This is a genomic window from Pseudomonas sp., assembly GCF_002796985.1.
GTDB lineage: Bacteria > Pseudomonadota > Gammaproteobacteria > Pseudomonadales > Pseudomonadaceae > Pseudomonas.
Genome location: NZ_PEKX01000009.1, coordinates 481,596 through 500,757 on the forward strand (window position 1 = coordinate 481,596; position 19,162 = coordinate 500,757).

16 protein-coding genes are annotated in these 19,162 nt (G+C 66.3%); 12 read left to right on the forward strand and 4 right to left on the reverse strand.

The window, feature by feature from the left end; translation table 11 throughout:
- Window positions 1-18 precede the first annotated feature (18 nt).
- The 3 genes from CTR55_RS16605 to CTR55_RS16615 all read right to left on the reverse strand — a co-directional run bounded on the left by CTR55_RS16605 (window position 19) and on the right by CTR55_RS16615 (window position 1,943).
- The gene (locus CTR55_RS16605) at window positions 19-783 is read right to left on the reverse strand and encodes a TOBE domain-containing protein (protein WP_296287782.1); all 765 of its coding nucleotides are present in this window, start codon (window positions 781-783) and stop codon (window positions 19-21) included.
- A gap of 92 nt (window positions 784-875) precedes the next feature.
- Window positions 876-1,610, reverse strand: a complete 735-nt coding sequence (locus tag CTR55_RS16610; protein WP_296287783.1) for a ComF family protein — start codon at window positions 1,608-1,610, stop codon at window positions 876-878.
- Between the two features lie 39 nt (window positions 1,611-1,649).
- Window positions 1,650-1,943, reverse strand: a complete 294-nt coding sequence (locus tag CTR55_RS16615; RefSeq protein WP_296287785.1) for a hypothetical protein — start codon at window positions 1,941-1,943, stop codon at window positions 1,650-1,652.
- A 241-nt stretch (window positions 1,944-2,184) separates the two neighbouring features.
- Here CTR55_RS16615 and bioB point away from each other — a divergent pair, with 241 nt between their 5' ends.
- The 10 genes from bioB (at window position 2,185) to CTR55_RS16665 (ending at window position 14,778) form a co-directional block, all read left to right on the forward strand.
- Window positions 2,185-3,243 (forward strand): biotin synthase BioB, encoded by a 1,059-nt coding sequence (gene bioB, locus CTR55_RS16620; protein WP_296287787.1) that lies wholly within the window; start codon window positions 2,185-2,187, stop codon window positions 3,241-3,243.
- A gap of 126 nt (window positions 3,244-3,369) precedes the next feature.
- Complete coding sequence (gene bioF / locus CTR55_RS16625) at window positions 3,370-4,575, forward strand: 8-amino-7-oxononanoate synthase (RefSeq protein ID WP_296287788.1); 1,206 nt, start codon at window positions 3,370-3,372, stop codon at window positions 4,573-4,575.
- Complete coding sequence (locus CTR55_RS16630; RefSeq protein ID WP_296287790.1) at window positions 4,568-5,293, forward strand: alpha/beta fold hydrolase; 726 nt, start codon at window positions 4,568-4,570, stop codon at window positions 5,291-5,293. Before bioF ends, CTR55_RS16630 begins: the two co-directional genes overlap by 8 nt.
- The gene (bioC, locus tag CTR55_RS16635; protein ID WP_296287792.1) at window positions 5,286-6,083 is read left to right on the forward strand and encodes a malonyl-ACP O-methyltransferase BioC; all 798 of its coding nucleotides are present in this window, start codon (window positions 5,286-5,288) and stop codon (window positions 6,081-6,083) included. The genes CTR55_RS16630 and bioC overlap by 8 nt, the downstream gene beginning before the upstream one ends.
- A gap of 105 nt (window positions 6,084-6,188) precedes the next feature.
- Complete coding sequence (bioD, locus tag CTR55_RS16640) at window positions 6,189-6,872, forward strand: dethiobiotin synthase (protein ID WP_296287793.1); 684 nt, start codon at window positions 6,189-6,191, stop codon at window positions 6,870-6,872.
- Between the two features lie 73 nt (window positions 6,873-6,945).
- Window positions 6,946-7,182 carry a hypothetical protein gene (locus CTR55_RS16645; RefSeq protein ID WP_296287795.1) on the forward strand — a complete coding sequence of 79 codons (237 nt, stop codon included), beginning with the start codon at window positions 6,946-6,948 and terminating at the stop codon, window positions 7,180-7,182.
- A 310-nt stretch (window positions 7,183-7,492) separates the two neighbouring features.
- The gene (locus CTR55_RS16650; protein ID WP_296287797.1) at window positions 7,493-9,298 is read left to right on the forward strand and encodes a phenylacyl-CoA dehydrogenase; all 1,806 of its coding nucleotides are present in this window, start codon (window positions 7,493-7,495) and stop codon (window positions 9,296-9,298) included.
- A 171-nt stretch (window positions 9,299-9,469) separates the two neighbouring features.
- Window positions 9,470-10,750, forward strand: coding sequence for a GGDEF domain-containing protein (locus CTR55_RS16655; protein WP_296287799.1), 1,281 nt, complete (start codon window positions 9,470-9,472; stop codon window positions 10,748-10,750).
- 119 nt (window positions 10,751-10,869) lie between these two features.
- Window positions 10,870-12,666, forward strand: coding sequence for an acyl-CoA dehydrogenase C-terminal domain-containing protein (locus CTR55_RS16660; protein WP_296287800.1), 1,797 nt, complete (start codon window positions 10,870-10,872; stop codon window positions 12,664-12,666).
- A gap of 333 nt (window positions 12,667-12,999) precedes the next feature.
- Complete coding sequence (locus tag CTR55_RS16665; RefSeq protein ID WP_296287802.1) at window positions 13,000-14,778, forward strand: acyl-CoA dehydrogenase C-terminal domain-containing protein; 1,779 nt, start codon at window positions 13,000-13,002, stop codon at window positions 14,776-14,778.
- Between the two features lie 455 nt (window positions 14,779-15,233).
- On the opposite strand, the gene CTR55_RS16670 is transcribed toward CTR55_RS16665, so the two are convergent.
- Window positions 15,234-16,112, reverse strand: coding sequence for a LysR substrate-binding domain-containing protein (locus CTR55_RS16670; protein ID WP_296287804.1), 879 nt, complete (start codon window positions 16,110-16,112; stop codon window positions 15,234-15,236).
- A gap of 100 nt (window positions 16,113-16,212) precedes the next feature.
- Between CTR55_RS16670 and CTR55_RS16675 the strand changes: the two genes are divergently transcribed.
- Together CTR55_RS16675 and CTR55_RS16680 are read left to right on the forward strand one after the other, a co-directional pair.
- A complete protein-coding gene (locus tag CTR55_RS16675) occupies window positions 16,213-16,920 on the forward strand; it encodes an MOSC domain-containing protein (RefSeq protein WP_296287806.1) in 708 nt (235 codons plus the stop codon).
- Between the two features lie 206 nt (window positions 16,921-17,126).
- Window positions 17,127-19,100 carry a PhoX family phosphatase gene (locus CTR55_RS16680; RefSeq protein WP_296287808.1) on the forward strand — a complete coding sequence of 658 codons (1,974 nt, stop codon included), beginning with the start codon at window positions 17,127-17,129 and terminating at the stop codon, window positions 19,098-19,100.
- The last annotated feature ends 62 nt before the right edge of the window (window positions 19,101-19,162 follow it).

Sequence of the window (19,162 nt, forward strand, 5' to 3'; positions counted from 1 at the left end):
AAACTCATGTGGCGGGGACTATAGCGGCGTGCCGAGGATCACCTGGGCCGGGGAGAACTGGGTGCGTACCGCCGAGCCGGGTTTCAGGCCGAGGATCTGGATGCGTTCGGGGTCGGTCAGGGCACAGAGCATCTGCCCGCTGGGCAGCTGGATACGCACTTCACTGGGGCCGTCTTCGGCTTCGCGGATGTCATCGACGTGCCCCTCCAGCGCGTTCAGGCCTTCCGGGCAGGGGATGTGCGGCAGGTCGACGTAGAGCCAGCCAGCCTTCATCAGCGCCACCACCGGCACGCCGTCGGCCAGTTCCAGCTTCTCGGTGCTCTCGCGGGTGACCCGCGCCTGGATGCGCGAACCGCCGGGCAGCTCGATGCATACCAGGTCGTTTAGGCCGGACGGCTCCACCGAGCAGACGCGCCCGTGCAACTGGTTGCGCGCGCTGGTACGCATCATCAGGCGGCCGATCAGTTCCAGGTCTGCCTGGTGCTCGACATGCTCGACGATGTGTTCGCGCAGGGCTTCCAGGCGCTGGTACAGCGCCAGCAGGCGTTCGCCGTCGGTGGTCAGGCGCGCGCCGCCGCCACCCTTGCCGCCGACGCTGCGTTCCACCAGCGGGCGGTCGGAGAGGTTGTTCAGTTCATCGATGGCGTCCCAGGCGGTCTTGTAGCTCATCCCGGCGGCCTTGGCGGCGTGGGTGATCGAGCCGAGCTGGGCGATCTGCGCCAGCAGGGCAATGCGCTGAGGGCGGCGGGTTACGTGTTGGGTCAACAGGCTGAGGGTGGTCATGGTTCCGCGGGTGCTTATTGGTATGCCGCGAGGCTCCGTTGCTGGCGTGCAAAACGCAAGGGGCAGATGTCGGGAATGTGGCGAACGGTCGTCTATTCCGGGGGCGGCGTGCGTGCCAGGCAGTAGACGTCGACCCGCTGTGCGCCGGCACGACGCAGCAGGCGGGCGATGCGTTCGGCGGTGGCGCCGGTGGTCAGCACGTCGTCCACCAGCGCCAGGTGCAGGCCTTCGACCACCGCGCCATCGGCCAGGGCGAAGGCGCGGCGCAGGTTGCGCTTGCGGGTGGCGGCGTCCAGTCCCTGCTGGGACGGGGTGTCCTGCTGGCGCAGTACCAGGCGGTTATCCATAGGCAGCCCGAGCGGGGCGGAGAGCCAGCTTGCCAGCAGTTGCGCCTGGTTGAAGCCGCGCTGCCGTTCGCGCCGGTGCGACAGCGGCACGGGGATCAGCCGGTCCGGGCGTGGCAGTCCTTCCTCGTAGGCATGCAGCAGATGGCGTTCGAGCAACTGGCCGAGCAGCCGCCCGAGCGGCGCATTGGCCTGGTGCTTGAAGCGGGTGACCAGCGCGTCGACGGGGAAGCCGTAGCGCAGCGGTGTCTCGACACGCTGAAAGGCCGGCGCGCGGCGCAGGCATCCATGACAGACCTGCCCGCAGGTCAGCCCGGAAGTGGCCAGGGGCAGGGCGCAGATCGTGCAATGCCCGGCGAGCCAGGGCAGGTCATCGTCGCAGCCGGCGCAGAGGGGCAGCGCGGCCTGTTCCGCCGCGCCTCCGCAGAGGAGGCATTGCACGCGAGGTCGCCACCAGGCGGGGCGCCATTGAAGCAACCGCATTCAGCCCCTCCATGGGCGGGGCGTTCAGGGGGGAGTGGCTCAGTGGATCAGCCAGCTCAGTACCACCAGGCCCAGCACCGTCCAGATCAGACCGCCGAAGATCGAGCGCCGCAGGAAGGCGCGGATGCCACTGTAGAGCAGCAGCAGGCCGATGAAGAGCAGGACGAAGCTGAAGATCGAGACGTCGATTCCCACAGCCCGCGCCAGGCCGTGGAGGAAGTCGTCCATGGCGCGCCACAGGCCGCCGAGCACGCCCGACAGCAGGTCGACGATGAAGCGGATGGCCTTGCCGACCATCTGGCCGAGGCCGTCGAAGAATCCTTCGGTTCCCATCTGGGGTATCACTCCTGAGTGTTCTGCCTGATTGGAGCAGCAATTGGCCGGATCGGTTCAGCCACAGCGCCAGATCCAACATTGGAATTGATCAATAAATGGTCACTTGTCGACCTGTGTCGCGAGAGTGGTTGACAGCGTCACAGCTCCACATATGATGCCTTGAGCCTGATTTCCCCGGTGGCGCGCCGCCGGGGCACCCTAGACAAGAGGCGCCCCCAAGCGTCGAAGGACTTTGCCGATGAGTGCCACCGCAGCCCAAGTAACCCGCCACGACTGGACCCTTGCCGAAGTCCGCAGCCTGTTCGAACAGCCCTTCAACGACCTGCTGTTCCAGGCGCAGAGCATGCACCGCGCGCATTTCGACCCGAACCGCGTACAGGTTTCCACCCTGCTCTCGATCAAGACCGGCGCCTGCCCGGAAGACTGCAAATATTGCCCGCAGTCCGGCCACTACAACACTGGCCTGGACAAGGAAAAGCTGATGGAAGTGCAGAAGGTGCTGCAGGCCGCTGCCGAAGCCAAGGCCATCGGCTCGACGCGCTTCTGCATGGGCGCCGCCTGGAAGCATCCCTCGGCCAAGGACATGCCCTACGTGCTGGAAATGGTGAAGGGCGTGAAGAAGCTCGGCCTGGAAACCTGCATGACCCTGGGCAAGCTGACCCAGGAGCAGACCCAGTCGCTGGCCGAAGCGGGCCTGGACTACTACAACCACAACCTGGATACCTCGCCGGAGTTCTACGGCAACATCATCACCACCCGCACCTACGGCGAGCGCCTGCAGACCCTGGCGTACGTGCGCGAGGCGGGGATGAAGATCTGCTCCGGCGGCATCCTCGGCATGGGCGAGTCGGTGGACGACCGCGCCGGCCTGCTGATCCAGCTGGCCAACCTGCCCGAGCACCCGGAGTCGGTGCCGATCAACATGCTGGTCAAGGTCAAGGGCACCCCGCTGGCCGAGGAGAAGGACGTCGACCCGTTCGACTTCATCCGTACCCTGGCCGTCGCCCGCATCCTGATGCCGAAATCCCACGTGCGCCTGTCCGCCGGCCGCGAGCAGATGAACGAGCAGATGCAGGCCCTGGCCTTCATGGCCGGCGCCAACTCGATCTTCTACGGCGAGAAGCTGCTGACTACCAGCAACCCGCAGGCCGACAAGGACATGCAGCTGTTCGCGCGTCTGGGCATCAAGCCCGAGGAGCGCGAGGAGCACGCCGACGAAGTGCACCAGGCCGCCATCGAGCAGGCGCTGGCGGAACAACGCGACTCCCAGCTGTTCTATAACGCGGCTTCGGCCTGATAGAGCCGCTCTTCTTCATGTAGGAGCGAGCTTGCTCGCGCACAGTCTTCCCGAATACTTCGGTGTCGGGCGATTCGCGAGCAAGCTCGCTCCTACAAAAGCTCTACCGCCGACACGGGGTTGCGTATGCCTTTCGATCTCGCCGCCCGCCTGGCCCAGCGCCAGGCGGAGGACCTCTACCGCCGCCGTCCGCTGCTGGAATCGCCGCAGGGGCCGGAAGTGCTCATCGACGGCCAGCCGATGCTGGCCTTCTGTTCCAACGATTACCTGGGCCTGGCCAATCATCCCGAGGTGATTGCCGCCCTGCGCGCCGGCGCCGAACGCTGGGGCGTCGGTGGTGGTGCCTCGCACCTGGTCAACGGCCACTGCGGCCCGCACCACGAACTGGAGCTGGCGCTCGCCGAGTTCACCGGTCGCCCGCGCGCGCTGCTGTTCTCCACCGGCTACATGGCCAACCTCGGCACCGTCACCGCCCTCGTCGGCAAAGGTGACAGCGTGCTGCAGGACCGCCTCAACCACGCCTCGCTGCTGGATGCCGGCTTGCTTTCCGGCGCGCGCTTCTCGCGTTACCTGCACAACGACTCCGCCAGCCTCGCTTCCCGTCTGGAAAAGGCTGAAGGCAATACGCTGGTCGTCACCGACGGCGTATTCAGCATGGACGGCGACCTGGCCGACCTGCCCGCGCTTTGCGCCAAGGCACGGGAAAAAAATGCCTGGGTGATGGTCGATGACGCCCACGGCTTCGGCCCGTTGGGAGCGACCGGTGGCGGCATCGTCGAGCACTTCGGCCTGGGCCTGGACGATGTACCGGTGCTGGTCGGCACCCTCGGCAAGGCCTTTGGCACTGCTGGCGCCTTCGTCGCCGGTAGTGAGGAACTGATCGAGACGCTGATCCAGTTCGCCCGCCCCTACATCTACACCACCAGCCAGCCGCCCGCCGTGGCCTGCGCCACGCTGAAGAGCCTGGAGCTGCTGCGCGCCGAGAGCTGGCGCCGCGATCACCTGAATGCGCTGATCGCGCGCTTCCGCGCTGGCGCCGAAGCCATCGGCCTGAGCCTGATGGACAGTCCGACGCCGATCCAGCCGATCCTTATCGGTGGCAGCGCGCAGGCGATGGCTCTGTCGGCGGAGCTGCGCGCACGCGGCATCCTGGTCGGCGCGATCCGCCCGCCCACCGTGCCGGCCGGCACTGCGCGCCTGCGCGTGACCCTGTCCGCCTCGCACAGCGAGGCGCAGGTCGATCGCCTGCTGCTGGCGCTGGCGGAGAGCTGGCAGCGAGTGTCGTCTAGCCTTCTGGCAGAGATCGAGGCCGAGGAGGGCGACGATGCGTGACCAATTGATCCTGCTGCCGGGCTGGGGCCTGGGTAATGCGCCGCTGGAACCGCTGCGCGATGCGCTGCTGGAGCAGGCGCCGCATTTGAATGTGCAGATCGAGCCGCTGCCGGCGGATAGTGATCCGAACGCCTGGCTCGACGAGCTGGACGACAACGTTCCCCACGACGCCTGGATTGCCGGCTGGTCGCTGGGCGGCATGCTCGGCGCCGAACTGGCGGCGCGTCGTGGCGAGTCTTGCCGGGGGCTGGTGACCATCGCCAGCAACCTCTGCTTCCGCCGCCGCGAGGACTGGCCGGAGGCCATGGCCAACGAAGTCTTCGAGGACTTCTTCGAGGCCTTCCTGCTGGAGCCGCACCTGGTGCGCAAGCGCTTTACCCTGCTGGTCAGCCAGGGCGCCCGCGACGCGCGCACCCTGTCGCGCCAACTGCAGGTGGCGTTGCCGCAACTGAATATCGAAGGGCTGACGGCGGGGCTTCAATTACTCGGCCAGCTCGATACCCGCGTAGCCCTCGGCCGCTATCCCGGCCCGCAGTTGCACCTGTTCGCTGGCAACGATGCATTGGTCCCGGCGAGCGCCGCCGACGCGCTGCTGGAATGGCTGCCGGACGTAGAAGTCAGCCTGTTGCCCGGCGCCAGCCACGGCCTGCCGCTGGAGCAGCCGGACGAAGTGGCGAGCGCCATCCTGAAGTTTATCCACGAGGGCGACGATGCCTGATTGCAGTACGCGCGCTCTGCCCGATAAGCGCCAGGTAGCCGCCTCCTTCTCCCGCGCTGCGTCGACCTACGATGCGGTGGCCGAACTGCAGCGCGCCGTGGGTGGCCGCCTGCTGGAGTTGCTGCCGGCGCAGGCCGTGCCGCAACGCTGGATCGACTTGGGCAGCGGCACCGGTTATTTCACCCGCGCCCTGGCGGCGCGTTATCCACAGGCGCAGGGCCTGTCCGTCGATATCGCCGAAGGCATGCTGCGCCACGCCCGCGAGCAGGGCGGTGCGCAGCATTTCATTGGTGGCGATGCCGAGCGGCTACCGCTGCGCGAGGGTGCCAGTGACCTGCTGTTTTCCAGCCTGGCGATTCAATGGTGCGCAGACCTGCCGGCTGTGCTGGGCGAGGCTCGCCGGGTGCTGCGTCCGGGCGGTGTCGCGGCCTTCAGCAGCCTGTGCATCGGCACGCTGGGTGAGCTGCGGCAGAGCTGGGAAGCGGTGGACGGCTTCGTCCATGTGAACCGTTTCCGTGCCTTCGAGCAGTACCGCCAGCACTGTGAAGGCAGCGGCCTGGAGGTGCTGGAACTGCGCACCGAGGAGCGCGTCCTGCACTTCCCCGACCTGCGCAGCCTGACCCATGAACTCAAGGCGCTCGGCGCGCACAACCTCAACCCCGGCCGGCCCGACGGCCTCACCGGGCGCGAGCGGGTGCGCGCGCTGATCGCCGCTTATGAGCGCCTCCGCCAGCCCGAGGGGCTGCCGGCGACCTACCGGGTGGTTTACGCCGTCCTGCGCAAGAACTGAATCCTGTAGGAGCGAGCTTGCTCGCGAACGGGGCTCACCGGCAGCACCGGAGCTGGGCGGATTCGCGAGCAAGCTCGCTCCTACGAAGAGCATCAGAGGAAAGCCATGTCCCACGCCTACTTCGTCACCGGCACCGACACCGAAATCGGCAAGACCACCATCGCCGCCGGCCTGCTACATGCGGCGCGGCTGGCCGGGCTGTCCACGGCGGCCGCCAAGCCGGTGGCCTCCGGATGCGAGCGCAGCCCCGCGGGCCTGCGCAATTCCGATGCGCTGGCGCTGCTGGGCGAGTGCAGCGTGCCGCTGGCCTATGAGCAGGTGAGCCCCTTCGCCTTCGAGCCAGCCATCGCCCCGCACCTCGCCGCCCGCGAGCAGGGCGTGAAGCTGACGGTGGAGGCGCTCAAGGGGCCGGTGCGTTCGGTGCTGGAACTGGGCGCCGATTTCACCCTGGTGGAAGGTGCCGGTGGCTGGCGCGTGCCGCTGGCGGGGGAGGAGAACCTCTCCGACCTGGCCATTGCCCTGGAACTGCCGGTGATCCTCGTCGTCGGCGTGCGCCTGGGCTGCATCAACCATGCGGTGCTCAGTGCCGAGGCGATCCAGCGCGACGGCCTGGTGCTGGCCGGCTGGGTGGCGAACATCGTCGATGCGCAGACCTCCCGTCTGGAGGAAAACCTCGCGACCCTCGCCGAACGCCTGCCCGCTCCCTGTGTCGGGCGCGTGCCGCGCTTGGCCCGTGCGACTCCGGCGGCGGTGGCGGCGCACCTGGATCTGGGCATCCTGGATTTGTAACCGGGCCTTGGCCTGGCGGACGTCGTCTGCTTGAATAGTGGCCACTTGCTGCTTTTGCTGTGGAGGCGCTGCGATGGAAATCTCCGGTAATGCTTTCTCCGCCGGTCTGGCCAGCGTCCAGGCCGGGCAGCGCCGTGTCGACCAGGCCGGCAGCGATATCGCCAGCGCCGGCGCACGTGTCGCCTCCAGCGATGCCCTGAGCGACCATCTGGTGGATCTGCGCCGCGGCCAGCACGAGGTCGAGGCCGGCGCCAAGGTCATCCAGGCCGCCGACGAAACGCTCGGCACCCTGCTCGATATCCGCGCCTGAGCGCGCCACTCCCCATCCCCTGAATTCTGCCCGGCGGCCGGCTGTCCTCGTGACACGCCGGCCGCTCTGCCATGGGCTTTAATTAGCCTCAGGACGTCGCTGTGAATGCACCTCCTGGACAGGCCTTTGAGTGTGACTGGGCGGTCGGTTTGCACGCTTGACAAGGGTATGGCGTAAACGTATGTTTCAAACGCCTGTTTGACTGTCCGGAGGCGTATGCGCTCCGACTGGGCGGCCGGGAATGCTCCCGCACTGCGACCGCAGCAACCGGTCGCCCATTAACCAGAACCCTTCGTAGAGGTTTACTGCTATGCCTGATTACAAGGCCCCCTTGCGTGATATCCGTTTCGTTCGCGACGAGCTGCTGGGCTACGAAGCGCACTACCAGAACCTGCCGGGCGCCGAAGACGCCACCCCGGACATGGTCAATGCCATCCTCGAAGAGGGTGCAAAGTTCTGCGAACAGGTAATCGCTCCGCTGAACCGTACTGGCGACCTGGAAGGCTGCAAATGGAGCCCGGAAGGCGTCACGACTCCGACCGGCTTCAAAGAGGCCTACCAGCAGTTCGTCGAAGGCGGCTGGCCGAGCCTGGCCCATGACGTCGAGCACGGCGGTCAGGGTCTGCCCGAATCCCTGGGTCTGGCCATCAGCGAAATGGTCGGCCAGGCCAACTGGTCTTGGGGCATGTACCCGGGCCTGTCCCACGGCGCCATGAACACCCTGCACGCCCACGGTACTCCGGAGCAGCAGCACGCCTACCTGACCAAGCTGGTTTCCGGCGAGTGGACCGGCACCATGTGCCTGACCGAGCCGCATTGCGGCACCGACCTGGGCATGCTGCGCACCAAGGCCGAGCCGCAGGCTGACGGCACCTACAAGATCACCGGCACCAAGATCTTCATCTCCGCTGGCGAACACGACATGGCCGACAACATCGTCCACATCGTGCTGGCCCGCCTGCCCGACGCCCCGCAGGGCACCAAGGGCATCTCGCTGTTCATCGTGCCGAAGTTCCTGCCCAACGCCGAAGGCAACGTGGGCGAGCGCAACGCCGTTTCCTGTGGCTCCCTCGAGCACAAGATGGGCATCCACGGCAACGCCACCTGCGTGATGAACTTCGACGCCGCCACCGGCTTCCTGATCGGCCCGCCGAACAAGGGCCTGAACTGCATGTTCACCTTCATGAACACCGCTCGCCTGGGTACCGCGCTGCAAGGCCTGGCCCACGCTGAAATCGGTTTCCAGGGTGGCATTGCCTACGCTCGCGAGCGTCTGCAGATGCGTTCGCTGACTGGCCCGAAAGCGCCGGAAAAAGCCGCTGACCCGATCATCGTGCACCCGGACGTACGCCGCATGCTGCTGACCGCCAAGGCTTTCGCCGAAGGCAACCGCGCCATGCTGTACTTCGCCGCCAAGCAGGTCGACATCGTCCAGCGCAGCCAGGACGAAGAAGAGAAGAAAGCCGCTGACGCAATGCTGGCCTTCCTCACTCCGATCGCCAAGGCGTTCATGACCGAAGTGGGCTTCGAAGCTGCCAACCATGGCGTACAGATCTATGGCGGCCACGGCTTCATCGCCGAGCACGGCATGGAACAGAACGTCCGCGACAGCCGCATCTCCATGCTGTACGAAGGCACCACCGGCGTTCAGGCGCTGGACCTGCTGGGCCGCAAGATCCTCATGACCCAGGGCGAAGCGCTCAAGGGCTTCACCAAGATCGTGCACAAGTTCTGCCAGGCCAACGAAGCCAACGAAGCCGTGAAAGAGTTCGTGGCACCGCTGGCCGCGCTGAACAAGGAGTGGGGCGACCTGACCATGAAGGTCGGCATGGCTGCCATGAAGGACCGTGAGGAAGTCGGTGCCGCTTCGGTCGACTACCTGATGTTCTCCGGCTACGCCTGCCTCGCCTACTTCTGGGCCGACATGGCTCGCCTGGCTGCCGAGAAGCTGGCCGCCGGTACCAGCGAAGAGGCCTTCTACCAGGCCAAGCTGAAGACCGCGCGCTTCTACTTCCAGCGCATCCTGCCGCGCACCCGCGCGCATGTTGGCTCCATGCTGTCCGGTGCCAGCAACCTGATGGACCTGGCCGAGGAAGATTTCGCCCTCGGTTACTGATCAGCGCTACTGGCGGACGGTTCGCCGTCCGTCTGCTGAACAGGATGAAGCCCGCCGCAAGGCGGGCTTTTTCGTCTCCGGATCCACGCAAATCCCCGCAGAAAATGCCATCATTACGCCACTTGTCGCTCGACTGACGGCGAACCCGGCACCCACTCTGCGGAACCCCCTGTGCGACCCACGGCCCCATACCGGCTCAGCCATTTCCTCACGCCCCTGTTGCTGATTCCGGCCGGCGTCGCCGCCGGCTCCCTGGGCGAACTGTCCGACTTCTTCATCTCCCTGTTCAACGTCCTGCCGACCCTGCTGCTCCTGCTCGGCGGTGCGCTGTGCATGGTCTACGGCCGCCAGCGCCAGCTGTTCATGCTGACGGTGGTGTACATCGCGTATTTCCTGCTCGATAACCAGGTCGACTACTTCCAGGCGCACCGCGTAGTGCTGCCGGAGGCGGCGCGGGTGTTCCACCTGTGTTGCGTACTGTTGCCGCTGCTCTATGGCCTGTACGGCATCTGGCAGGAACGCATGCACATGCTGCAGGACCTGCTCGCCCGCAGCGCCGCGCTGGTCGCCGTGGCCGGCGTGGCGACGGCCCTGGCCAAGCGCTTCCCGCAAGGCCTGGCGGAGCTGCTCAGCGACACCTACTGGCCGGCCCTGCACGGCCAGTGGATGAACCTGGCGCAGTTGTCCTACTTCGGTTTCCTGATGGCCTTCATCGCCCTGGTCGCCGCCTACGTGCGCCAGCCGCGCCCGCTGCACGCCGCGCAACTGCTGGGCCTGCTCGGCCTGCTGTGGATGCTGCCCAAGGTGTTCATCCTGCCCCACGCGCTGACCGTGATGACCAGCCTGGTGATGCTCACCCTGGCTGGCGCGGTGGCCCACGAGGCGTACCAGATGGCCTTTCGCGACGAGCTCACCGGCCTGCCCGGACGCCGCGCGCTGAACGAGCGCTTCCAGCGCCTGGGCCAGCAGTACGTGCTGGCGATGATCGACGTGGACCACTTCAAGAAATTCAACGACAGCCACGGCCACGACGTCGGCGACCAGGTGCTGCGCATGGTCGCCAGCCAGCTGCGGCGTACCGGTGGCGGCGGCAAGGCGTACCGCTATGGCGGCGAGGAATTCACCCTGGTGTTCGCCGGCAAGACGCTGGAGCACTGCCTGCCGCACCTGGACGCGGTGCGCCAGGCCATCGAGGGTTACGCCATGCACCTGCGCGACCGTGGCAACCGGCCCAAGGACGACCGCCAGGGTCGCGGCAAGCGCAGCGGCAAGGACGCGCAGAGCGTCTCGGTGACCATCAGCGTCGGCGTCGCCGAGCGCGATGCCGAGCGGCGCAGCCCGGAGGAAGTCATCAAGGGCGCCGACGAGGCGCTGTACTCGGCCAAGAGCGGTGGGCGCAACCGCGTGGCCGTGCACGGGCAGGCGCGACGCGGAGCGGTGCGCACCGCCTGAGCGGCCTGCGTTATGACCGCGCATTCAGCGCGTGCAGCGTGATTGTCCGGCCGCCCACGGGCCGTTAGGTTCGAGTTTTCCGCGCCAAGCTGGCGCCCTGAACCGAACGGAGATTCGCGATGCCCGAGTACAAGGCCCCCCTGCGCGACGTGCGCTTCCTCACCGACGAAGTCTTCGACTTCACCGGCCGCTACGAAGCCCTCGGCGCCACCGACGCTACCCCGGACATGTTCGCCGCCATCCTCGAGGAAGGCGCGAAGTTCTGCGAACAGATCATCGCCCCGCTGAACCGCTCCGGCGACGAGGAAGGCTGCCACTTCGACAACGGCGTGGTGACCACGCCCAAGGGCTTCAAGGAAGCCTTCGCGCAGTACGTCGAGGCCGGCTGGAACGGCGTTTCCAGCGACCCGGAATTCGGTGGTCAGGGGCTGCCGCCGTCCCTCGGCCTGCTGGTCAGCGAGATGATCGGTGCGTCCAACTGTTCCTGGGGCATGTACCCCGGCCTGACCAAGGGCGCCATGGCCGCCATCCACGCCCACGGCACGCAGGAGCAGAAGGACACCTACCTGCCGCGCATGACCAGTGCGGTCTGGACCGGCACCATGTGCCTCACCGAGCCGCACTGCGGCACGGACCTGGGCATCATCAAGACCCGCGCCGTGCCCAACGCGGACGGCAGCTACGCCATCACCGGCACCAAGATCTTCATCTCCGCCGGTGAGCACGACATGAGCGAGAACATCATCCACCTGGTCCTGGCCAAGCTGCCCGATGCGCCGGCCGGCACCAAGGGCATCTCGCTGTTCATCGTTCCCAAGTTCAACCTGGACGTGAAGGGTGAGGCCGGCGAGCGCAACGCCGTGGCTTGCGGCTCCATCGAACACAAGATGGGCATCAAGGCTTCCGCCACCTGCGTGATGAACTTCGACGGCGCCCGCGGCTTCCTCATCGGCGAGGCCAACAAGGGCCTGGCCTGCATGTTCACGATGATGAACCACGCGCGCCTGGGCACCGGCATGCAGGGTCTCTGCCTCGGTGAGACCAGCTACCAGGGCGCCGTGCGCTACGCCCAGGACCGCCTGCAGATGCGTTCGCTGACCGGCCCGAAGGCACCGGAGAAGCCCGCCGACCCGATCATCGTCCACCCGGACGTGCGCCGCATGCTGCTGACCATGAAGGCGTTCAACGAAGGCAACCGCGCGCTGGCCTACTTCACCGCGCAGCTGCTGGACATCGAGCACCTGTCCGACGACGCCGAGGAGCGCGAGCGCGCCGGTAACCTGCTGGCGTTCCTCACCCCGATCTGCAAGGCCTTCATGACCGAGACCGGCCTGGAGGTCACCAACATCGGCATGCAGGTGTTCGGCGGCCACGGCTTCATCCGCGAATGGGGCATGGAGCAGCTGGTACGCGACTGCCGCATCGCGCCGATCTACGAGGGCACCAACGGAATCCAGGCGCTGGACCTGCTGGGCCGCAAGGTCCTCGGCAGCCAGGGCAAGCTGCTGATGGGCTTCACCAAGCTCGTGCACCAGCTCTGCCAGCAGCATGCCGAGCACCCGCAGCTGAAAGCGCAGGTCGCCCAGCTGTCGACGCTGAACAAGCAATGGGGCGAGCTGACCCAGAAGGTCGGCATGGCCGCCATGAAGAACCCGGACGAAGTGGGCGCGGCCTCGGTCGACTACCTGATGTTCTCCGGCTACGTCACCCTCGGCTACTTCTGGCTGCGCATGGCGCTCGTCGCCGGGCAGAAGCTGGAAGAGGGCGCCAGCGAGGCGGCCTACTACCAGACCAAGCTCGCCACCGCCGAGTTCTACTTCAGCCGCCTGCTGCCGCGCGCGCAGGCCCATGTGGCAGCGGCGGAAGCCGGTTCCGAGGTGCTGATGCGCCTGTCGGCCGAGCAGTTCGCCCTGTAACTGCCGGACCTGCGTAGCCGCGTAGGGCGCATAAAGCGGAACGCTGTATCCGCCGGTTGCAATGGCGGATAACACCGTTGGCGTTATCCGCCCTACACGTTATCGACGGAGCAGTTCGCTCGTAATCCCCGTGCCAGACAAGGAGGACCGCCCCGCGCGGGTCTCCTCGTTTTTCGCTACAGTTTGTGACCAATCTATAGTTGTGCGGTCACAACATGACGCTTAAAGTCTGAAAAGTTGTTGGAGTAAACTCCGGCGGCGTACCTTCGTGTACCTCCTATTCTGATACCGCTGGCTGCCTGATCAGCCGTCGTTTTCGTTCGAGGATCCATCATGGCTGACTACAAAGCTCCCCTGCGCGACATGCAATTCGTCCTCAATGAAGTCTTCGAGGTCGCCAACCTGTGGGCCGAACTGCCCGCCCTGGCCGAAACCGTCGACGTCGAGACCGCCGCGGCGATCCTCGAAGAGGCCGGCAAGGTCACCGGCGGCGTGATCGCTCCGCTGAACCGCAGCGGTGACGAAGAAGGCTGCAGCTGGAGTGCCGAGGGCGTGAAGACTCCTGCCGGCTTCCCCGAGGCCTACCGCACCTACGCCGAAGGCGGCTGGGTGGGTGTGGGCGGCGCGCCGGAATTCGGCGGCATGGGCATGCCCAAGGCGATCGGCGCCCAGGTCGAGGAAATGGTCAACTCGGCCAACCTGTCCTTCGGCCTGTACCCGATGCTGACCGCCGGCGCCTGCCTGTCGCTGCTCAACCACGCCAGCGAAGAACTCAAGGCCAAGTACCTGCCGAACATGTACGCCGGCACCTGGGCCGGTTCCATGTGCCTGACCGAACCGCACGCCGGCACCGACCTGGGCATCATCCGCACCAAGGCCGAACCGCAGGCCGACGGCAGCTACAAGATTTCCGGTACCAAGATCTTCATCACCGGCGGTGAGCACGACCTGACCGAGAACATCATCCACCTGGTGCTGGCCAAGCTTCCCGACGCGCCGGCCGGCTCCAAGGGTATCTCGCTGTTCCTGGTGCCGAAGGTGATGGTCAACGCCGACGGCTCCCTCGCGGAACGCAACGCCGTGTCCTGTGGCTCTCTCGAACACAAGATGGGCATCAAGGGCTCCGCCACCTGCGTGATGAACTTCGACGGAGCCACCGGCTGGATCGTCGATGCGCCGAACAAGGGCCTGGCCGCCATGTTCACCATGATGAACTACGAGCGCCTGGGCGTCGGTATCCAGGGTCTGGCGACGGGCGAGCGCTCCTACCAGAGCGCCGTGGAGTACGCCCGCGAGCGTATCCAGAGCCGCGCGCCGACCGGCCCGGTGGCCCAGGACAAGGCCGCTGACCCGATCATCGTGCACCCGGACGTGCGTCGCATGCTGCTGACCATGAAGGCGCTGAACGAAGGCGGCCGTGCCTTCTCCAGCTACGTCGCCATGCAGCTGGACACCGCCAAGTACAGCGAAGAGCCGACCACCCGCAAGCGCGCCGAGGAACTGGTCGCCCTGCTGACGCCGATCGCCAAAGCCTTCCTCACTGACATGGGCCTGGAAACCACCATTCACGGCCAACAGATCTTCGGCGGCCACGGCTTCATCCGCGAGTGGGGCCAGGAGCAACTGGTGCGCGACTGCCGCATCACCCAGATCTACGAAGGCACCAACGGCATCCAGGCGCTGGACCTGATGGGCCGCAAGATCGTCGGCAGCGGCGGCGCCTACGCCAAGCTGTTCACCGACGAGATCCGCGCCTTCACCGCCTCGGCGTCCGCCGAGCTGGCCGAATTCACCGGCCCGCTGAACGCCGCCGTGCAGAACCTGGAAGAGCTGACCGCCTGGGTCCTGGACCGCGCCAAGGGCAACCCGAATGAAATCGGCGCCGCGTCGGTCGAGTACCTGCACGCCTTCGGCTACACCGCCTATGCCTACATGTGGGCGCTGATGGCGCGCGCCTCGCTGGGCAAGGAAGGCCAGGACGACTTCTACGCCAGCAAGCTGGGCACTGCGCGTTTCTACTTCGCCCGGCTGCTGCCGCGTATCCACTCCCTGACCGCCTCGGTGAAGGCTGGCAGCGAGTCGCTGTACCTGCTGGACGCCGCGCAGTTCTAAGCTGCCGATCTGAAAGCCCCGCTTCGGCGGGGCTTTTTTGTGGGTTATTTCTTTTCTGAAGGGCGGTATTTCTAATCCGTGTAAGCCAAAGCTTACAAACAGCGGTGGTGATCGGCGTCTTTCTGACAGCGGCGTACGGCGGTAACCTTCTCCTCAGTCAGGACATTGCGCAGGAAGCGCCAACGACAATACGGAAACAAGGGAATCCACCAAGGACGGTGGCTAGCACGGACGTCAGGATATCGGTCTGCAAGACCCCGCCTCGCAAGAGGCGGGGTTTTTTCTTGCCTGCGATTCGAGCTGGCTATCCGTAGGGCGTACAACTGCCCGCGGTTTTACGCCGCTGGGCGGGACGGTGGATAACCTGTTCCAGGTTATGCGCCCTACGCGGCTCCGGGCCAGCCCGCGCAGGCTCTGTCTGTAGGAGCAAGCTCGCTCCTACGAAAAACGCACGCTTACACCGCCCCATCCAGCAACGAGCGCAACAACTCTACCGTCGGCTGTTGCCGCTGTGCATCGCGGTAAACCAGCCCTACGCTCAGCGGAATACGCGGTTCGCTCAGGGGTTTCCAGAGCAGATTCGGGTTGCCGTGCATCTGCCGCGCACGCCCCGGCAGCACCGTGGCGAAGTGGCTCTGCGGCAGGCTGTCGAGGATGCCACCCATGTGGTTCAGCTCCGCCTGCACCCGTGGTCGCCGGCCGATGGCTGCCAGTTGCTCCTGCCAGATCTGCCGGGCGCGGAATTCCTCGCCGAGCAGCAGCATCGGCAATTCCGCCGCCTGGGCCAGCGAGACCTTCTTGAAGTCCTTCAGCGGATGGTCCGCCGGAATCACCAATTGCAGCTCATCCGGGTACAGCTCCACGCCGTGCAGCGCCGGCTGGCGGGGTGGCAGGAAGCCGATGCCGATGTCCAGCTGACCCGCCAGCAGGCGGCGCTCGATCTCCACACCGGAGAGCTCATAGATGCGCACCTGCAGGTGTGGCTGCGCGGCGTGCAGGCGTTCCACCAGGTGCGGCACCAGGCTCGCGTTGACCGTCTGCAGCACGCCGATGGCCAAGCTGCGCGCGCTCTGCCCACGGAAGCCGCGCAGTGCTTCGCGGGCGCGCTCCAGGCCTTCCAGCAAGGGCACCGCGTGGTTGTACAGCGTGTGCGCGGCGGCAGTCGGCAGCAGGCGTTTGCCGTTGCGCTGGAACAGCGCCACGTCGAGGTTCTGCTCCATTTGGCGGATCTGCTGCGACAGCGCCGGCTGGGATATCGCCAGGCGTTCGGCGGCACGCCCGACATGGCCTTCCTCGTAGAGCGCGACGAAATAGCGAAGCTGGCGGAAATCCATAAGGTCTGCTTATCAACGAAACTGGAAAATCGAAATGGAGTGACACCTGTCCAGACCTCTACTCTAGCGCTTGTCCGCTGTCTCAGATGGGTAGACAAAGGTGGAAAGCATCGTTATCCAGGGCGTTTTCATAGGCAAAGTCGAAGAGAGCTGGGGAGGTTTGCTCAGCGATATCGACCGACTCGAAGCGCATCAGGAAGTCTGGCTCGGCGCCGAAGGGTTGCCGGGAGACGCACGGCCCGACCTGCGCCGCGATGGCGGCCTGGACCGAGCACTGCACCACTACCCGGCCGAGCACTACCGCCACTGGCGCAAGCAGCACCCGCAGACGCGCTGGCGACAGCCGGCGTTCGGCGAGAACCTGTCGACCTTCGGCCTCAATGAACAGGAGGTCTGCATCGGCGACCTGTTCCACTGGGGCGAAGCGCTGATCGAAGTGAGCCAGCCGCGCTCGCCCAGCTACCGCCTGGCGCGGCGCTGGAATCTCCCTGAACTGCCGCTGGAAGTGCAGGAGCAGGGGCGTTGCGGCTGGTTCTACCGGGTGCGCCGTTCCGGCATGGTCGCCCCCGACGCACCGCTGCAACTGGTGCAGCGGCACTACCCGCAGCTCACCGTGGCGAGCCTGCTGGACTGGTACTTCGGCCACCCGCTGGAACGTACCGGACTGCGCCTGATGATGGCCTGCGACGCGCTCTCCCTGCGCTGGCGCAAAACCGCCGCGCAACGCCTCACCAGTGGCGTACTGGAAGACTGGACGGCCCGCCTGGCGGGCCCCGAATGTTCGGAGCAGGGCGGCCTGCAGAGCTGAGCCGCACTGTTTCGCAAAAGCCCTCGCGCCCGCCCCCGGACGTCGTCTTGGTCCTGCGGGGCGGCTTTTATTGCCGCCGCCGAGCCTGTCACAGGGCTCGGCGGCGTTGTCATGCCGTCGTAACACCGCGTTCCTAACCTTCCGCCGATAGCTTTTACTGACAACCCGAGCCGTCAGAAAGACGGCCGCGCGGAAGGAACCATCTGATGAGCGAGCGTTTCCAGGATTTCCACGACCGACTGGCCGCCTTCGACGACCAGGCGCTCAACCCCTCCGGCAACGTGCCGATGAGCGAGATCATCGACGCCTCGCGCCGCCGCCTGCTGAAGAACAGCCTGATGCTGGGTGCCGTCGGCTTCCTCGGCGGCAGCCTGTTCCCCGGCCGCTCGCTGTTCGCCGCCGACGCCCCGGTGCCCACCGCGCTGCTGGGCTTCAAGGGGGTGTCGGTGCAGCAGGACCCGAAGTTCGACCGGGTGGTAGTCGCTGACGGTTATACCGCGCGGCCGTTCTTCTCCTGGGGTGACGCCGTGGTGACCGGCTCGCCGGCCTGGAAAGGCGACGCCAGCGAAGACTGGAAAGCCCAGGAACTGCAGGCCGGCGACAACCATGACGGCATGCACTACTTCCCCTTCCCCGATGCACCGGACAGCCACGGCCTGCTGGTGATCAACCACGAGTACATCAACCCGACGCTGCACCCCAGGGGCCAGACCTTCGAGGACCGCTCCGATGGTTCGCGCGGCCGCCCGGAAGGCGAGGTGCGCAAGGAAATCGCCGCCCACGGCCTCAGCGTAATCGAGGTGAAGCAGGACGCCGGCGGCCAGTGGCAGCGCGTCGAGGGTTCTCGCTACAACCGTCGCATCACCGGCAGCTCGCCGCTGGACCTGTCCGGCCCGCTGGCCGGTCACGACCTGCTGCGCACTGCCAGCGACCCCGAGGCCAAACAGGTGCTCGGCACCCTGAACAACTGCTCCATGGGCGTCACGCCCTGGGGCACATACCTGGCGTGCGAGGAGAACTGGCACCAGTACTTCGTCAACCGCGACAAGGCCGACTATGCCAAGCGCGTTTCACACAAGCGCTATGGCCTGTCCAACGGCCAGTTCAGCAACTACTACGCCTGGGAAGCGGTGGACGAGCGTTTCGACGCCACGCCGAAAGCCGACCAGCCCCACGGTGGCCACGTCAACGAGCCGAATCGCTTCGGCTGGGTGGTGGAGATCGACCCGTTCGACCCGACCTCGACGCCGAAGAAGCGCACCGCCGTTGGCCGTTTCTGCCGCGAGTGCTCGACGCTGTCGTTGGGCGCTGACAACCGCATGGCCTTCTATTACGGCGACGACACCAAGGGTGAGTACATCTACAAGTTCGTCCCGGCCGGCAAGTACCAGCCGAATAACCGTGCGGCGAACGTCGACCTGCTGGACGAGGGCACCCTCTATGTTGCCCGCTTCAACGCCGACGGCAGTGGCCAGTGGCTGCCGCTGGTGCACGGGCAGAACGGCCTCACGGCCGAGAACGGGTTCGCCAGTCAGGCCGAAGTACTGGTCAACACCCGCGCCGCCGCCGACCTGCTGGGCGCCACGCCCATGGACCGCCCCGAGTGGGTTGCCGTGCAGCAGACTACCCGTGAGGTCTACGTCAGCCTCACCAACAACGACGCGCGCGGCAAGAAGCAGCCGGTGGATGCCGCCAACCCGCGCAAGGACAACTTGCACGGGCAGATCCTGCGCTGGAACGAGGCCGACGGCGACCCGACCGCCACCCGCTTCCAGTGGGAGATCTTCCTGCTGGCCGGCGAACATAAGGGCGCCAGCGCACCGGAGAACCTGATCGGCACCATCAATGGCGACATCTTCTCCTCGCCGGACGGCCTGTACTTCGATACTGCCGGGCGCCTGTGGATCGAGACCGACTACGACGACGCGGAAGCGCCGATGCAGGCCATGGGCTGCAACCAGTTGCTCTGCGCCGACCCGCACAGCCGCGAGGTGCGCCGCTTCCTGGTCGGCCCGCGCGGCTGCGAGCTGACCGGCATCACCCAGACCCCGGACGGCAAGACGCTGTGGGTGAATATCCAGCATCCGGGCATCAGCTTCCCGGCCAGCGACGGCAAGAGCATCCCGCGCTCCACGACGCTGGTGATCACCAAGGATGATGGGGGAGTGATCGGGACTTGATAGAGGCTGAGGGGAGGCTTGGTGCAAGGGCTTGCCTCTCCCCCAGCCCTGGCTGCGTGCCT

What these genes read in the sequence shown, in the direction of transcription:
- CTR55_RS16615 (WP_296287785.1), bottom strand. Translation starts at nt 1,943, where the DNA reads ATGGGAACCGAAGGATTCTTCGACGGCCTCGGCCAGATGGTCGGCAAG.
- CTR55_RS16665 (WP_296287802.1), top strand. Translation starts at nt 13,000, where the DNA reads ATGGCTGACTACAAAGCTCCCCTGCGCGACATGCAATTCGTCCTCAAT.
- CTR55_RS16680 (WP_296287808.1), top strand. Translation starts at nt 17,127, where the DNA reads ATGAGCGAGCGTTTCCAGGATTTCCACGACCGACTGGCCGCCTTCGAC.
- CTR55_RS16610 (WP_296287783.1), bottom strand. Translation starts at nt 1,610, where the DNA reads ATGCGGTTGCTTCAATGGCGCCCCGCCTGGTGGCGACCTCGCGTGCAA.
- CTR55_RS16660 (WP_296287800.1), top strand. Translation starts at nt 10,870, where the DNA reads ATGCCCGAGTACAAGGCCCCCCTGCGCGACGTGCGCTTCCTCACCGAC.
- CTR55_RS16645 (WP_296287795.1), top strand. Translation starts at nt 6,946, where the DNA reads ATGGAAATCTCCGGTAATGCTTTCTCCGCCGGTCTGGCCAGCGTCCAG.
- CTR55_RS16670 (WP_296287804.1), bottom strand. Translation starts at nt 16,112, where the DNA reads ATGGATTTCCGCCAGCTTCGCTATTTCGTCGCGCTCTACGAGGAAGGC.
- CTR55_RS16630 (WP_296287790.1), top strand. Translation starts at nt 4,568, where the DNA reads ATGCGTGACCAATTGATCCTGCTGCCGGGCTGGGGCCTGGGTAATGCG.
- bioD (WP_296287793.1), top strand. Translation starts at nt 6,189, where the DNA reads ATGTCCCACGCCTACTTCGTCACCGGCACCGACACCGAAATCGGCAAG.
- CTR55_RS16650 (WP_296287797.1), top strand. Translation starts at nt 7,493, where the DNA reads ATGCCTGATTACAAGGCCCCCTTGCGTGATATCCGTTTCGTTCGCGAC.
- bioC (WP_296287792.1), top strand. Translation starts at nt 5,286, where the DNA reads ATGCCTGATTGCAGTACGCGCGCTCTGCCCGATAAGCGCCAGGTAGCC.
- CTR55_RS16605 (WP_296287782.1), bottom strand. Translation starts at nt 783, where the DNA reads ATGACCACCCTCAGCCTGTTGACCCAACACGTAACCCGCCGCCCTCAG.
- bioB (WP_296287787.1), top strand. Translation starts at nt 2,185, where the DNA reads ATGAGTGCCACCGCAGCCCAAGTAACCCGCCACGACTGGACCCTTGCC.
- bioF (WP_296287788.1), top strand. Translation starts at nt 3,370, where the DNA reads ATGCCTTTCGATCTCGCCGCCCGCCTGGCCCAGCGCCAGGCGGAGGAC.